Source organism: uncultured Gemella sp. (genome assembly GCF_963525165.1).
Lineage (GTDB): Bacteria > Bacillota > Bacilli > Staphylococcales > Gemellaceae > Gemella.
Map to the genome: position 1 here is coordinate 1 of NZ_CAURJN010000041.1, position 15,797 is coordinate 15,797.

At 29.9% G+C, this 15,797-nt stretch carries 18 protein-coding genes; 16 read left to right on the forward strand and 2 right to left on the reverse strand.

The window, feature by feature from the left end; translation table 11 throughout:
* Window positions 1-292: 292 nt before the first annotated feature.
* The gene (locus tag RWQ74_RS08725; protein WP_399540752.1) at window positions 293-622 is read right to left on the reverse strand and encodes a transposase; all 330 of its coding nucleotides are present in this window, start codon (window positions 620-622) and stop codon (window positions 293-295) included.
* 503 nt (window positions 623-1,125) lie between these two features.
* On the opposite strand from RWQ74_RS08725, the gene RWQ74_RS07590 reads away from it, so the two are divergent.
* The 12 genes from RWQ74_RS07590 to RWQ74_RS07645 all read left to right on the forward strand — a co-directional run bounded on the left by RWQ74_RS07590 (window position 1,126) and on the right by RWQ74_RS07645 (window position 13,809).
* Window positions 1,126-1,935, forward strand: a complete 810-nt coding sequence (locus RWQ74_RS07590) for a TlyA family RNA methyltransferase (RefSeq protein WP_314397686.1) — start codon at window positions 1,126-1,128, stop codon at window positions 1,933-1,935.
* An 11-nt stretch (window positions 1,936-1,946) separates the two neighbouring features.
* A complete protein-coding gene (gene recN / locus RWQ74_RS07595) occupies window positions 1,947-3,647 on the forward strand; it encodes a DNA repair protein RecN (RefSeq protein WP_314397687.1) in 1,701 nt (566 codons plus the stop codon).
* Between the two features lie 33 nt (window positions 3,648-3,680).
* Entirely contained in the window at window positions 3,681-4,562 is an 882-nt protein-coding gene (gene rsgA, locus RWQ74_RS07600) for a ribosome small subunit-dependent GTPase A (protein ID WP_314160325.1), read from the forward strand.
* Between the two features lies 1 nt (window position 4,563).
* A complete protein-coding gene (rpe, locus tag RWQ74_RS07605) occupies window positions 4,564-5,208 on the forward strand; it encodes a ribulose-phosphate 3-epimerase (RefSeq protein ID WP_314397688.1) in 645 nt (214 codons plus the stop codon).
* Between the two features lie 5 nt (window positions 5,209-5,213).
* Complete coding sequence (locus RWQ74_RS07610; RefSeq protein WP_314397689.1) at window positions 5,214-5,840, forward strand: thiamine diphosphokinase; 627 nt, start codon at window positions 5,214-5,216, stop codon at window positions 5,838-5,840.
* Window positions 5,841-5,851: 11 nt separating this feature from the next.
* Entirely contained in the window at window positions 5,852-6,697 is an 846-nt protein-coding gene (locus RWQ74_RS07615) for a sulfite exporter TauE/SafE family protein (protein WP_314397690.1), read from the forward strand.
* Window position 6,698: 1 nt separating this feature from the next.
* Window positions 6,699-7,052, forward strand: a complete 354-nt coding sequence (locus tag RWQ74_RS07620; RefSeq protein ID WP_314397691.1) for a DUF1634 domain-containing protein — start codon at window positions 6,699-6,701, stop codon at window positions 7,050-7,052.
* Window positions 7,053-7,265: 213 nt separating this feature from the next.
* Complete coding sequence (locus RWQ74_RS07625) at window positions 7,266-8,648, forward strand: cytochrome ubiquinol oxidase subunit I (protein ID WP_314397693.1); 1,383 nt, start codon at window positions 7,266-7,268, stop codon at window positions 8,646-8,648.
* Window position 8,649: 1 nt separating this feature from the next.
* Window positions 8,650-9,678 carry a cytochrome d ubiquinol oxidase subunit II gene (cydB, locus tag RWQ74_RS07630; protein WP_314397694.1) on the forward strand — a complete coding sequence of 343 codons (1,029 nt, stop codon included), beginning with the start codon at window positions 8,650-8,652 and terminating at the stop codon, window positions 9,676-9,678.
* Between the two features lie 3 nt (window positions 9,679-9,681).
* Window positions 9,682-11,397, forward strand: coding sequence for a thiol reductant ABC exporter subunit CydD (gene cydD, locus RWQ74_RS07635; RefSeq protein ID WP_314397695.1), 1,716 nt, complete (start codon window positions 9,682-9,684; stop codon window positions 11,395-11,397).
* The gene (gene cydC / locus RWQ74_RS07640; RefSeq protein WP_314397696.1) at window positions 11,387-13,120 is read left to right on the forward strand and encodes a thiol reductant ABC exporter subunit CydC; all 1,734 of its coding nucleotides are present in this window, start codon (window positions 11,387-11,389) and stop codon (window positions 13,118-13,120) included. Before cydD ends, cydC begins: the two co-directional genes overlap by 11 nt.
* A gap of 155 nt (window positions 13,121-13,275) precedes the next feature.
* Window positions 13,276-13,809, forward strand: coding sequence for a DUF1697 domain-containing protein (locus RWQ74_RS07645; RefSeq protein WP_314397697.1), 534 nt, complete (start codon window positions 13,276-13,278; stop codon window positions 13,807-13,809).
* Between the two features lie 491 nt (window positions 13,810-14,300).
* Here the strand turns inward: RWQ74_RS07645 and RWQ74_RS08730 are convergent, their stop codons facing one another.
* A complete protein-coding gene (locus RWQ74_RS08730; RefSeq protein ID WP_399540753.1) occupies window positions 14,301-14,570 on the reverse strand; it encodes a transposase in 270 nt (89 codons plus the stop codon).
* Between RWQ74_RS08730 and RWQ74_RS07655 the strand changes: the two genes are divergently transcribed.
* The 4 genes from RWQ74_RS07655 (at window position 14,527) to RWQ74_RS07670 (ending at window position 15,707) form a co-directional block, all read left to right on the forward strand.
* Window positions 14,527-14,709, forward strand: a complete 183-nt coding sequence (locus RWQ74_RS07655; protein WP_371451597.1) for a helix-turn-helix domain-containing protein — start codon at window positions 14,527-14,529, stop codon at window positions 14,707-14,709. The genes RWQ74_RS08730 and RWQ74_RS07655 overlap by 44 nt on opposite strands.
* On the forward strand, window positions 14,702-14,872 hold the full coding sequence (locus tag RWQ74_RS07660; RefSeq protein WP_314397698.1) for a hypothetical protein: 171 nt from the start codon (window positions 14,702-14,704) through the stop codon (window positions 14,870-14,872). The genes RWQ74_RS07655 and RWQ74_RS07660 overlap by 8 nt, the downstream gene beginning before the upstream one ends.
* A 90-nt stretch (window positions 14,873-14,962) precedes the next feature.
* Window positions 14,963-15,424, forward strand: coding sequence for a site-specific DNA-methyltransferase (locus tag RWQ74_RS07665; RefSeq protein ID WP_314397699.1), 462 nt, complete (start codon window positions 14,963-14,965; stop codon window positions 15,422-15,424).
* Window positions 15,405-15,707 (forward strand): DNA cytosine methyltransferase, encoded by a 303-nt coding sequence (locus RWQ74_RS07670; protein ID WP_314397701.1) that lies wholly within the window; start codon window positions 15,405-15,407, stop codon window positions 15,705-15,707. Before RWQ74_RS07665 ends, RWQ74_RS07670 begins: the two co-directional genes overlap by 20 nt.
* The last annotated feature ends 90 nt before the right edge of the window (window positions 15,708-15,797 follow it).

Sequence of the window (15,797 nt, forward strand, 5' to 3'; positions counted from 1 at the left end):
GTATATAATTTAATCGGACTGATTTTTTCCATCAGTCCGATTTTTTGATGAGCCGCATTTTGTTGCTTAGATTTTTTCTTATTTTCTTTAAGTTTGATATTATTGGCAGTGTCAAGATTTTTGTGTAAACACAATCTGATGCTTTAAATAAAGTTAACTATTTATAATTTTATTAGTTCTTATGGCTTTTATTCCTTAGAGTTTAATAAGAATTTTCAAGAGATTTTGTCAAAACTGTACATTCTTATTTTATCATTTTCATTCTTGACAAAATCATAGAAAAATCTAAACTCTAGAAGGGAATAAAAGCTAGTATATATATTTCTTCTATCATATTCTCTAATTCTTCTTTCGCCATACTAAAGCCATAGTGCGATATACCTACATATTTTACGTTATATTCACATGCTGATACACAAACATATCTGTTTAGAGATTGTTCATTAGGGAATTGTTCTTTTTTCTTTATCCCTTTTTTTAAATGTTTATTATAATTTTCTATTATATTTGTTGTATAAATACTCCTTCTTATTAATTTTTGGAATAGATAATATGTAAATAGACAATTTCTAACGTCTAATAGACTATTTGTTACTTTTGAGTATTTCTCTTTGTATTTAATATAATAATAACACTAGATTATTTTCTACTTTTTCTTTTGAAACTGGAAGAGAAACTGTTTTAAATCTTCAGATATTTCTACTTTATCCTAAAATCTTACTTTTAGTAAGACGTTTCTTATTTATATGCATCTAACATACTTGATACTTCGCTTGTGGGAGTGACTCAAAAATCGTGATTTCGTAGAAACCGATTTTGTTGAGTCCCCCCCGCACAGTTTATTAGATATCAATAAATCACTGCGTCTATGAGTTCTCATATGAACTTTGTTAAATTTTAGGACTTTTTGGGTCAGCCCCTTTTATCCTATCTGTGATAAATATTTATTTAAATTAAAATCACGTAATATTATTTTGTAGTTTTTTGGATTCTCTTGGAAATAATATATAAACATTGCTATTCTCATAGCTAAAATGTTATTAATATGGTAAAATTAATAAAAGACTGTGTATATTTTTTAAAAAATTTTTAATAGCACACTTAGTAAATAAAAAAGAGGTAATTATGGCAAAAGAAAGAGCTGATGTCCTTTGTGTAAGTCAAGGATTATTCGAATCACGTGAAAAAGCAAAACGAGCAATAATGGCTGGTATTGTTTATAATGATAATATAAGAATCGACAAAGCAGGTGAAAAGGTTGAATCAACTGCTGAACTTAGAATTAAAGGTAAGCAGATGCCTTATGTGAGTCGCGGGGGGCTTAAATTAGAAAAAGCAATCAACGAACTAAATTTTGATGTTAAAGATAAGGTAATGATTGATATTGGTTCTTCAACTGGTGGATTTACGGACTGTGCTTTACAAAACGGCGCGAAGTTTGTCTATGCATTAGATGTTGGAACAAATCAACTTGTTTGGAAATTACGTAATGATGAACGCGTAAAAGTAATGGAACAAACTAACTTCAGACATTCAGTAAAAGAAGACTTTGATGTCTATGATATAGATATAGCATCTATCGATGTTTCATTTATTTCATTGTCATTAATACTACCAAATCTTGCTGAAATTATAAAAGATGGTGGAGAAGTTTGTGCTCTTGTAAAACCACAGTTCGAAGCTGGAAAAGATAAGGTAGGAAAAGGCGGAATAGTTCGAGATAAAAAAGTTCAACTTGAAGTAGTAGAAAAGGTATTGCTTTTAGCAAATAGTGTTGGTTTTAGTATGACGAATCTATCATATTCTCCAATAACAGGAGGAGAAGGGAATATCGAATTCCTAATGACATTAAAATACAATGCAAATAAAGAAGTAGAAAATAAAAATATAAATATCGAGCATATCGTAAACAATGCTCATAATCACTTTAAATAGAGGAGGAGCCAATGTTAATTCAGTTAAATATTAAGCAATTTGGAATAATTGAAAAAGCAACTATAGAACTTAAAAATGGTTTAACTGTCTTAAGTGGAGAAACTGGTGCTGGGAAATCAATGATTCTAGCGGCAATATCACAACTATCTGGGCAAAGAACTTCGACTTCGTATATACGTTATGGTGAAGATAAGGCTAGTGTAGAAGGAGTATTTGATTTTCCAAAAAGTAAGGAAGTTAAGGAAATTTTTAATGAATTAGACTTAGATCTAGAAGATGAGGTAATAGTAGTTCGTCGTGACATTTATAGTAGTGGAAAGAGTGTCTGTAGAATAAATGGAACTATAGTTAACCTATCGACATTAAAAAAAGTAGCTGCTCATTTATTAGATATCCATGAACAACATGATAATCAAGTTTTATTAGTAGAGAAAAATCATCTTAATTTAGTTGATTCATTCAATAAAGAAAAAATACAACCTGTGTATATAAAATACAAAGAAAAGTATAAAGAATATCAGATAATAAAAGAAAAAATTGATAACTTAAAACAACAAGAGAGTGATGTTCTTCAAAAAGTAGATTTCTTGAAATTCCAATATAAAGAATTAAGTCAGATGAAACTAAAAAAAGATGAAGACTTAGAACTTGAAAAAGATATTGACTATCTGGAAAACTTTGAGAAGGTAAATAACCTTGCTCATAGTATTACTGAAGGAATCGATGGAGAATACGGAGTTATTTCTAAACTAGCAGAAATTAGATCTAATCTGGGAGAGTTAACTAGATATAACTCAAACTTTGAAGAAAAGTATGAAGAAATTACAAATTTATACTATATCTTAGACGATTTGAAATATGAAGTATCTAGTTATACTGATGTTATCGAATATGATGAAGAAAAATTAGATAGATTAATCTATAGATTAGATAAGATAAAAACTTTAGAAAAAAAATATTCAAAACCATTAAATGAGTTAATAGTTTTCACAGAAACTATAAAAGAAGAATTAGATGAGTTAGAAAATTATGAAGAAAACTTCGAAAATTATCTAGAAGAAAGTAAGAAGATTGAAGAAGAAGTAACAGTTTTAGCTGAAGAGTTAAGTTCTTTAAGAAAAGATACAGCTTTAAAATTAGAAAAACTTATCCAAGATGAGTTGAAATTTTTATATATGGAAAAAAGTACAATTAAAGTTGACTTTAAAGAAAAAGAATTCTCATCAACAGGAAAAGATGATGTTAAGATTCTGATTAGCGCAAACTTAGGAGAACCTTTAAAATCATTATCTAAAGTAGCCTCAGGTGGAGAACTTTCTAGGGTGATGTTAGCACTAAAAATAATCTTCTCAAGAAGTATAGAAGCTACTTCAATTATCTTTGATGAAATCGATACTGGAGTAAGTGGAAGAGTATCGCAACGAATGGCTGAAAAAATGTATCAACTAGGAGTAGGATCACAAGTATTATGTATTTCGCACTTACCTCAAACAACAGCCTTGGCAGATACTAACTTATTAATTAGTAAAGAAATCATTGATAAGAGAACATTAACTGTTATTAGAGAGTTGACTGAAGAACAAAAGATTGCAGAGGTAGCAAGAATGGTATCAGGTGATACTATGACAAAACTTTCAGAAGAACACTCTATTGAAATGTTAAGATTAGCGGAAAAAACTAAAGAAGAGATAAAAGAAAAACTAAATAAGTAGTTAGTAAAAATACCGTAAAGGTAAAGGAGGACCATGACTAAAGAAGGAAAAATTTTAAAAGCACTTAGTGGATTTTATTATGTAGACTGTTCTGGAGAGTTGATTACTTGTCGAGCAAGAGGAAACTTCAGAAATGAAAACATCACGCCGTTAGTTGGAGATGATGTAAAAATTCAATTAAGTGATAATAATACAGGGTATGTTGTAGAAATATTAGAAAGAAAAAATGAGTTACTACGACCTAAGGTAGCAAATATAGATTACAGTATAATTGTAGTATCTGTAAAAGATCCTGAGTTTTCTAGTAAGTTACTGAATAAGACGATTTGTTTAAATGAAAATAGTAATGTAGATATCATTATTGTCTTTACAAAACTTGATTTATTAAGTGACGAAGAGCTTAATAAAATGAAAGAAATAATGAACTATTACTATGAAATAGGATATCAAGTATTTACAAACTCAGATGAGGATATTGAAAAATTAAAAGAAGTCATTTCGAAGAAGTATGTAGCTATTTCAGGACAATCTGGAGCAGGAAAGTCGACGTTTATTAATAAGCTTGCAGAACATTTAGATATTGAAACTGGAGAAATTTCTAAACATCTAGGCCGTGGACGTCATACTACGAGACATACGGAATTTTATCAAATCGATGATTTCTATATTGCAGATACTCCAGGATTCTCTTCACTTGATATTACATTTATTGAAAAAGAAGATTTGCAATATCTATTTAGAGAGTTCAACGATTATGATTGTAAGTTCAAACCGTGTAATCACATGGAAGAGGTTCAATGTGGAGTCAAAGAAGCGGTAGAAAGTAAAGAAATATTAGAAAGTCGTTATGAAGACTACAAAGTGTTATTTACGGAAAAACAAAATCAAAAGAGAAAATATATAAAGGAGAGATAAGATGAAGAAAATATTACCTTCAATTTTATCAGCAGACTTTGCTAACTTAGAAAGAGATATTAAAGAATTAGAAAGTATTGGTATTGATATGTTTCACATCGATGTAATGGATGGAAACTTTGTTCCAAATATTTCATTTGGATTCCCAATAATTGAATCAATCCGCCCTAAAACAGATAAAGTTTTTGATTGTCATCTTATGATTGCAAATCCAGAAAATTACGTTGAACAATTTTGTAACGTAGGTTGTGATATGGTATCTTTCCACATCGAAGCTACTAATCATGCAGATAGAGTTATTCAAGTAATTAAAAACAAGGGTAAAAAAGCTGGTATTGTACTAAACCCTCAAACACCAATAGAGAGTATTAAATACCTATTGCCAAAATTGGATTATGTTTTAATTATGACTGTAAATCCAGGATTCGGTGGACAAAAATTCATTCCTGAGATGTTAGAAAAAATCGAAGAACTAGCAAAACTTAGAGAAGAAAAAAGTTATAACTTCTTAATAGAAGTAGATGGTGGAATAAATACAGAAACATCAAAAGATTGTCGAGATAGAGGTGCAGACTTATTAGTTTGTGGTTCGTTCTTATTTGGAGCAAGCAATAAAGAAAATACATTAGGTGAGTTGTTAAAATAATGAATATGAAAAAAATAAACATAATGTTAGGTGGAGTATTTCCAAAGGAATTCCCTTCTTCTAACTTATGGTGTGGAGTAGATAAAGGCGCGTTGTACTTGCTTAATAATGGAATTAATCCAATATTAAGTTGCGGGGATTTTGATTCAATAACACTTGAACAAAGAAAGGAAGTTGAAGAAAAATCTAAGTACTTTAAAGTGAAAAGTAGTGAAGATTTAACAGATGCAGAATTTGCATTAGAACATATTTTAGAATTATTTGAAGAGGTTGAAGTAATAGATATTTACGGAGCTACTGGAAGAAGACTTGATCACTTTTTTGGTAACATACTTTTACTTAATAATAAGAAATATCAACACATTAAAATTAGAATAATAGATGATAATAATATTATTACAGTAGCTAGAAAAGGTCTGAATATCTTTGAAAGCATAGAAGGATATAAGTATTTCTCAATAGTACCTATTTATGAAGATACTTTAATGACAATAAAAAATTCTAAATATGAAGTAAAAAATCTAATGCTGACATTAAATCGCCCTAACGCTACTAGTAACGAATTTAAAAGTAATGAGGAAATTAAATTAGAAGTTAGTAATAATGTACTAGTAATGTACTCTAAAGATTAAAAGGAGAAACAATGGTAGAAATATTACAATTTATGTTGATAGCAGTTTTTGCAGGTTTCTTAGGCTCTTTAGTAGGGTTAGGTGGTGGAATTATTATCACACCTGCATTAACAATACTATTTGGATTTGATATTAAATATGCTATTGGAGCAAGTATTGTCGCAGTTATCGCAACAAGTAGTGGTTCAGCAATAGCATTTGTAAAAGATCATGTTAGTAACATGCGAGTAGGTATGCTTTTAGAAGTATTTACTACAGCAGGAGGTGTAGTAGGAGCGCTGATGGCTGGAGTATTCTCATCTAAATTATTATATATCTTCTTTTCGTTAATATTATTGAATTCTTTTTATGGTATGTTGAAAAAAACAGGATTAATAACTAAAGTAAAAAAAGAAGAAATAGTCAAAAATGACAAATATGCTGAGAAATATAAACTTAATTCATCATATTATGATAAAGCAATAGACAAAACGATTGACTATAATGTTACGAATGTACCACAAGGTTCATTAGTAATGTTTGGAGCTGGATTTGCTAGTGGATTACTTGGAATTGGTAGTGGAGCATTTAAAGTTGTTGCTTTAGATACTTATATGAAACTTCCGATAAAAGTAAGTACTGCAACAAGTAACTTTATGATGGGAGTTACTGCAACAGCTAGTGCATTAATATATTTCTTTAACGGAACTATTAATCCAGCAGTCGCAGCACCAATAGCAATTGGAACGCTAATTGGATCAAGAACTGGAGCAAAAGTAATGCAAAGATTAGATGCAAAATATATTCGTTATATTTTCCTTCCAATCTTACTATTTACTATTATAAACATGTTCCTTAAAGGTCTGGGGGTACTTTAATATGAATGAAAAAAGAGATATAAATATAGTAATATCAAATATTATAAAAACAGGAGTTTTTGTAAGTTCATTCTTTATTATAACAGGAATAATACTTAGCTTTATACAAGGGGCAGATGGAGTATTATCGGTAGAGAGATATACTTTTAATGAAATGCTAAGCGGTTTAATATCATTGAATTATTATTCATATTTAATGTTTGGTATATTTCTTTTAATATTAACACCTGTACTACGTATATTAGGTTTACTTTATGTGTATATTGAAGAAAAAGACTACAATTTTGTAAGAATTTGTATTTTAGTACTTGTGATTCTAATAGTTAGTCTATTCTTGGGAGTAACACACAGCTAAAATATAAAAAAAATTAAAAAATAAAATGTTCAACTACGTGATAATATACAATTTATCGCTAATTGTGAACAAAATGTGAACGAAAAATGGTAAAATGTAGTAAAAGTACTACTTTTTATCATTTTTGTTTTGCCATAATAAAAACTATGTTATACAATAATAATATAATATTTACAATTAAATATAAACTAACACATATAAGGAGGTATATCTATGTTGGATCCACTATTACTTGCAAGGATACAATTCGCAGCAACAACAGTGTTCCACTTCTTCTTTGTACCTATTACTATAGGTATGGTGTTCTTAATCGCAATTTTTGAAAGTATTTATGTTAAAACTGGCGATGAGCATTACAAAAGAATTACGAAGTTCTTTGGGCACTTATTCCTAATTAACTTCGCTGTTGGGGTTGTTACAGGTATTCTTCAAGAGTTCCAATTTGGTATGAACTGGTCTGAATATTCTTCATTCGTAGGGGATGTTTTTGGACCATCGCTTGCAGTAGAAGCATTACTTGCATTCTATCTTGAGTCTACATTTATCGGTATTTGGATTTTCTCTTGGGAGAAAATCAACAAAAAATTACACGCAATGTGTATTTGGTTAGTAAGTATAGGAACACTTATGTCTGCGTTCTGGATTTTATCAGCTAACTCATTTATGCAACACCCAGTAGGTGTTAAATATGTTGAGAATAACGTAATTGGTAAAAAAGCAGAAATGATTGACTTCTTTGCAATCATTAAAAACCCATATTTATGGAACCAATTCCCTCACGTAGTAACAATGGCGTTAACAGTTGGGGCATTCACAATTGCAGGTATTGCATCTTGGAAAATGGTTCGTAATCAATCAGTTCCAATGTTCAGAAAAGCATTTAGAGTTTCTATCGTAGCTGCTTTAATCGGTTCATTAGGATTATTTTGGACAGGGCACTCTCAAATGCAATATTTAGTAAGAGAATATCCTATGAAAGTTGCAGCAGCTGAGGCTCTTTACGAAGATACTGGAAATTCAGCACCATTCTCAGTTTTAGCAACAATCGATCAAAAACAACAAAAAGCAGAACATTACCTTGAAGTTCCAGGTATGTTAAGTTTCTTAGCATACGACAAGTTTGAAGGAAGCCTTAAAGGTATGAAATCTCTTCAAAAAGAAATGGATGAAAAATACTATCCAGTAGTTGGAAAACACATCGATTATACACCACATGTACCAACAATATATTACTCATTCAGAGTTATGTCTGGTGCTGTAGGTATCTTAATCTTAATGTCATTACTTGGAACAATATATTCATTCAAGAGAACTGAAACTAAGAAACGTTGGTTCTTACAACTTATGCCATGGACTTTACTAGTAGCTGAAGTTGCTACTGCTTGTGGTTGGATTATGGCTGAGATGGGACGTCAACCGTTCTTAATCTTCGGTGTAATGGCTACTGAGTCAGGAGTTTCACCAAACTCTGGTGCATCAGTATTATTCTCACTATTAGTATTCTGTGTATTATATACTATCTTAGGTATTGCACAATTTATCGCATTTAGATATACAATGAATAAAAAAGAAACAACTGTGAAGGAGGTAGCATAGTATGGATTGGTCAGTAGCTTTACCAAATATTTGGTTCTTACTTATTACAATACTATTTACAGGATTCTTCGTATTAGAAGGATATGACTTCGGAGTTGGAGTACTAGCTCAAGTACTAGGTAAGACTGATGAAGAAAAACGTGTTTACTTCAATACAATCGGTCCTTTTTGGGATGCAAACGAAGTTTGGCTATTAACTGGTGGTGGAGCGATGTTCGCAGCTTTCCCTATCTGGTATGGTAAATTATTCAGTGGTTACTATATCGCATTTGTATTAATGTTAGTAGCGTTAATCTTACGAGGCGTATCATTTGAATTTAGAGGTAAATTAGGTGATAATAGAGCTTGGATTAAATCATTCGATATAGCAATGTTTGTTGGTAGCTTACTTCCGCCAGTATTATGGGGAGTTGCAGTAGCTAACTTCATGACAGGAGCAAACCTTGACGCTAAGAAAAACTTAGTTGATGGTTTCTTAGGATTATTATCTCCATTTACTATCCTTGGAGGAATAATGATGTTACTTCTAATGTTAGTTCACGGAGCTCAATTCTTAGCTCTTAAAACTACAGGAGAATTAAGAAATGCAGCTCGTGCAACATCTGCATTATTATTCCCATTTGCTGCAGTAGTAACATTAGTATTTGCTATTTGGGCATTATTTAAAACAGATATCTTTACGACAAACTACTATGTTGGTTTAGTACTAGCAGTAATTGCAGTAGTATTCTTCGTGTTATCATTTGTTTTAAACTACAAAGGTCGTGACTTAGGTGCATTCTTAAGTACATCAGGAACTTTAGCGTTCCTAACTCTAAGTGTTTTCGCAGGTATGTTCCCACGTGCTATAATAAACAGTAATGATGTTAGTCAATCACTATTTATTTACGATGCTGCGAGTGGAGTATACACTCTAAGACTTATGACAATAGTTGCTTTATTCCTATTGCCATTCGTTTTAGGATACCAAGTTTGGTCATATTCTATTTTTAGAAAACGACTAACTAAAGAAGATGAATTGGAGTATTAGTCAATGAAAAAAAAGGAAGCAAAATTAAAACTTCCTGTTAAAAAAAGTCTTACATTGACACTATTAATATTATCAATATTCGAAGCAGCTTGTATTATTATACAGGCTGCTTTTTTAGCAAAAGCTATAGTGGGACTTTTTGATAAAAATTTTGATAATGTAGCAAGAGATAGTGTTCTTTTTTTAATAGGTTTTATTTTTAGAATAGTGTTCTTACACTTACAACAATATTTTACAGAAAATCATGCTATTAAGTTCGAAACTGAACTTAGAAGAAAATTACTTCAGAGTTACTTTGACTTAGGACCTGATTTCACATCAAGAGAAGGATCAGGAAAGCTAGTAACTTTAGCGATAGATGGAATAGGAAAAGTAAAACAGTATTTTGAATTAAATGTATCAAAACAAATCCGTGGAGCTATTATCCCAACCTTAGTTGTTATTTTTATATTTTATACAGATTATGTATCAGCTTTAATGATAATATCTGTAATACCTGTTATCGTTATTTTTATGATATTACTTGGTATTAATGCTAGAGATATGGCGAATAGACAGTATAAAAAATATAGAGCATTATCTAATAACTTTATCGATACAATTCGAGGAGTAGAGACTCTAAAATTTTTAGGAGTAAGTAAAAACTACTTACCGATCATGGAAAAGAAAAATAAAGAATATCGTCAAAGTACTATGAAGACGCTAAGTGTCGCATTTTTAAATAGTTTTGCACTAGATTTCTTAACAACAATCGCAATTGCACTTTTAGCAGTGAGATTAGGGATCTTATTATTAGATGGAAGCACTGTGTTGTTACCTTCACTTACGGTATTATTAATCGCACCAGAGTTTTTCCTTCCAATGAAACAAGCTGCGACAGACTACCATGCAACACTTGACGGTCAAATGGCTTATGAAGATATTAATCGTATGATAGTGGATAATGAGAAAAATATATCTCAAAAATCTTCTATTACAAGTGTAGAAAGTATAAAATTACAAAATGTAAGTTTAATAAAAGATGATAAGAAAATTCTCGATAATATCACTTTATCAATAAACAAAGGTGAAAAGATATGTCTTGTAGGACAAAGTGGAAGTGGAAAAACTTCATTAATCTCATTGCTATCTGGCTTTAATGAACAGAGTGAAGGTGAGATATTAATTAATGATGAAGTTACAAATTTAAAAAATGTTCATTGGTCAAATAACATCTCATATATATCACAATTCCCTTATATTTTCCCAGATACAATTCGCAATAATATATTATTCTATTCTAATGAAAATATAAGTGAAGATTACTTAAAAGAAATTAGTGAGTTAGTAGGTTTAGATAAATTCATCTCTACATTACCACAAGGTTATGATACTAATATTGGAGAAGGTGGTCAAGAATTAAGTGGAGGTCAAGCACAACGTATTGCTATTGCCAGAGCCTTAATTAGTAATAGAGAAGTAATTATCTTAGATGAACCAACAAGTCATCTGGATATAGAAACAGAGTTTGAAATTAAAGAAAAATTACTAGAATTATTTAAAGGTAGAACTGTAATTATAGCTACACATAGACTACACTGGTTAAATAATGTAGATTATGTGTTAAATCTTGAACAAGGAAAGGTTAGTGATTTTGAGAAAGTTGTCGAATTTAAAAATTCACCACGTTTCACAGAATTAAAAGCTAATCTAGTAGGAGGTAGCTATAGTGAACAATAATTCAATAATAAGAAAAGAACTTAAAAAGAATAAAGGCGTAATGAGTGGAGTAGTCTTTTTAGGATTAATGTCTGTTATTAGTGGAGCAGCGTTAATGTACGTATCAGGTTACTTAATAAGTAAAGCATCATTACAAATAGGAAATATCCTAATGTTACAAGTACCTACAGTATTAACAAGAACATTCTCATTAGCACAATCTACATTTGCTTATATTCAAAGACTAGTGAGCCACAATTTAGTTTTAGGAATAATAGAAAAAATGCGCAGCAGAGTATATAAAATATTAGAACCTAAAGCATTGAAATTGAAAAAAGAATATAAATCTGGAGATTTATTAGGGATTATTTCTGAAGATATTGAAAATATGCAAAATATCTATCTAAAAACAATATTCCCAAGTATTATTTCATTAGTATTATATGTAATTTTCATTACAGTAATGTTTGGGTATGATATGAATTATGCTCTATTAGCAACACTATTTGGAATTTTTATAATTTTTGTAGTACCATTCGCTTCACTTACAATTACTAGAAAGAACTTCCAAATTATGAAAGAAGCTAAATATAACCTATATCGTGATTTTACTAGTGCTATTTTTGGATTAAGTGATTGGATTTCTTCTAATAAAGTAAATGAATTCATGGATGACTACCAAGCTAAAGAACAAAAACTTTTAAAACGTGAAAGAAAAATCAAAACATTCGTTCACTTAAGAGAAAACTTTGTTAACTTACTTGCAGGAGTCACAGCTTTCTTAATGATTTATAGTTGTTGGAATATGACAGTTAATAATGTAATCGAAAATGTCTATATTGCATCATTCTGTATGATGGTGTTATCGGTTCTTAGTATGGCTGTAATGACGAGTGAAGCAGTAGCTCACATTCCAGGATATGAAGTTTCAATAAATAGAGTAAAAGAATTTTATGCTCAAGAAGATGATGAAAAAGTCGAAGTAACTGATGCAAAAAATTCTGAAGGAAATATTATTGATGTCAAAAACTTAACTTTTGAATATGAAAAAGGTAAAACTATTTTAAATAACTTATCACTTTCTATTAAAAAAGGTGAGAAAGTAGCAATATTAGGAAGAAGTGGTGTAGGGAAATCTACATTGGTGAAATTATTAACAGGTACATATACTGATTACCAAGGTGAGATTATTGTTCTTGATAAAAAACCAACAGAAACAATGTTAGGTACAGAGATTTCACTTTTAAACCAAAAACCATATCTATTTGATATGACGATTAGAGAAAATCTTAAACTTTCACTTTTAGATTCGGGAATAGAAGAAGATGAAATTGAAGATAAAATTAATGAGAGTTTAGAAAAATCTCAATTGTCTAAACTATTACAAAGTCTTCCTGATGGAATAGATACAAATGTATTTGAAACAGGAAGTAGGTTCTCTGGAGGAGAGCGTCAACGTATAGCATTCGCTAGAAGTATTATTCAAAATAATGAATTGTTACTACTAGATGAACCAACTGTAGGATTAGATCCGAAGACAGAACATGAACTGTTAACTACAATTTTTGAATCTAGTAAAGACAAGACAATAGTTTGGATTACCCACCACCTAAACTCTATCGAATATATGGATAGAATAATATTCATTAAAGATGGAGAAATAGAGATGGATGGAACACACAGTGAGCTATACGCAACAAATGATAAGTATAGAAAACTGTATGATATGGATAACATAGCGTAATAGTATTTGCAAAACTTTACAAATATAGAGCAGTTACAGGAACAAGAAAAATGACTAACACAGGTAAAGAGAAACGAGTTAGACCTATAAATTTTGATTGAAAAATGCTATAATATAACTTGTATAAAAGTTTAAAGTATTTGGAGGTTTAGAATATGCAAGTAATTGCACTATTGAGAGGAGTAACACCGACAGGAAAAAATAGAATACCTAAAATGTCATTTTTGGTAGAGATACTTGAAAAAGTAGGATTAAAAAAAGTAAAGACTTATATTCAAAGTGGTAATGTTATTTTGGAAACAGAGTTGTCAAAAGGGGAAACAGCAAAGTTAATTCATGACACAATAGCTAAAGAAATAGGAGCAGATTTAAGTGTCATTATAAAAGAAAAAAATCAATTACAGATAGCTATTGAGGAAAATCCGTTTAATGAAAATTATGATTTTTCAAGAATACATTTAGTATTCACTAACGATAGTATGGGAGAAGATGAACTAAAAAAACTGGAAAATAAAGACTTTGGAGATGAAAAGTTTATTATTGGTTCTGAATGTTTATATATGTATCTTCCAAGAGATGCAAGTCCCAAAAGATTGAATACTAATTATCTTGAAAAACAGCTTTCAATAACCATGACAATGAGGAAATTAAATGTTGTTGAACATTTAGTCGAATTATGTAAGAAATAGGAATAAACACCAGCTTATTGAAGTAACAATTAAACATAACTAATACAAGAACAGTAAATCAAAAAAGGTTTACTGTTTTTTCTGGGTCTATAATAAATACGGTTGATAATAAATATTAGCCGTATTTATTATAGACCCAGAACCTTTGTGAGGGTGACTCGACAAAACTGATTTCTCAGAAATCACGATTTTTGAGTCACTCCATTTTTTCTTAATATTTAATAAAAGTTTTAAAAAAATATATATACAAATAAGGATGTATGTTAGAATAATATGTAATAGTAATTATATCGACGTAGGAAGGATAAGGCAGTGTCAAGATTTTTGTGTAAACATAATCTGAGGTTTTAAATAAAGTTAACTATTTATAATTTTATTAGTTCTTATGGCTTTTATTTCTTAGAGTTTAATAAGATTTTTCGAGAGATTTTGTCAAGAATTCAAAGAAGGCTTGCCCTTGTTCTTGACAAAATCATAGAAAAATCTAAACTCTAGAAGGGAATAAAAGCTAGTATATATATTTCTTCTATCATATTCTCTAATTCTTCTTTCGCCATACTAAAGCCATAGTGCGATATACCTACATATTTTACGTTATATTCACATGCTGATACACAAACATATCTGTTTAGAGATTGTTCATTAGGGAATTGTTCTTTTTTCTTTATCCCTTTTTTTAAATGTTTATTATAATTTTCTATTATATTTGTTGTATAAATACTTCTTCTTATTGATTTAGATATGCAACATAATGAGCTTATGGAAAAAGCAAATGTAAGTAGGAGTACATTTTATAAATTAAAGAATGGTGAGAATGTAACTACCGATATTTTGCTCAGAATTTGTGATGCATTGGATTGCGACATATCAGAAATTATGGAGTGTATTAAAAATGATTGAAATAATAAATGGAGAATGCATAGAAGAATTGAGGAAGTTAGACTCATCTACGGTTGATTTAATTATTACAGATTCTCCATATAATATTGCGAATTTCATGAACGGGAGAGATACAAATCTACAAAAAATGCGTTCTAATTTTTGGTTCTGCTGGTTGAGATGATTTAGATTTTAATGATTGGAAAGACCATATGAGATTGTTTTTAAAGAATCAAGTAAGATACTTAAGAATGGTGCTTCCATGATAGTTTTTATGTCAATATTAAGGGTTGAAACTCTTGTTGAAATAGCAAATGAATTTGGTTTTTATTATAAAACCACTGGAATTTGGCACAAAACAAATCCAATGCCTAGAAATATGAATTTACATTTTGTTAATTCAAATGAGTGCTGGATATATTTTACTTATAAAACAAAAACAAGAACATTCAATAATAAAGGTAAATTGGTTCTAGACTATATTGAAACATCTGTCACGACTGCTAGGGAAAAGAAATTAGGTAAACATCCAACACAAAAGCCAATTATATTATTCGAACATTTTATAAGATTGCTTTCAAATGAGGGAGATTTAGTAGTAGATCCATTTCTAGGAAGCGGTTCTTCTGCAATTGCAAGCTATAGATTAAATAGAAATTTTATCGGTGTTGAATTAGAAGAAAAATATGCTAAATTAACGAATATGAGGGTAAAAGATGAAAAGACAAGTTATTGATTTGTTTTCTGGAGTTGGTGGACTATCTAAAGGATTTTTCGACTCAGGATTTGAAATTGTTTTAGCAAATGAAGTTGACTATTCTATAGCTAATTCTTATAAAAAAAATTATCCTAAAGTGAAAATGATTAATGAAGATATTTCAAAATTAGATATTGATGATGTTTTTAATGAGTATAAAAATATAGATGTAATTGTTGGGGGACCACCTTGTCAAGGATTTTTGATATGTACCCCTTTTACTGGACAAGTCAGTGAAAGGGGTATTTTTTATGCGTTATAGTTATGAATTTAAAGTAAAATGTGTTGAAATGTATGAAAGAGGGGAATATCCAGATACACCTAATGGAATAACTACTAGGAAATTTAAAGA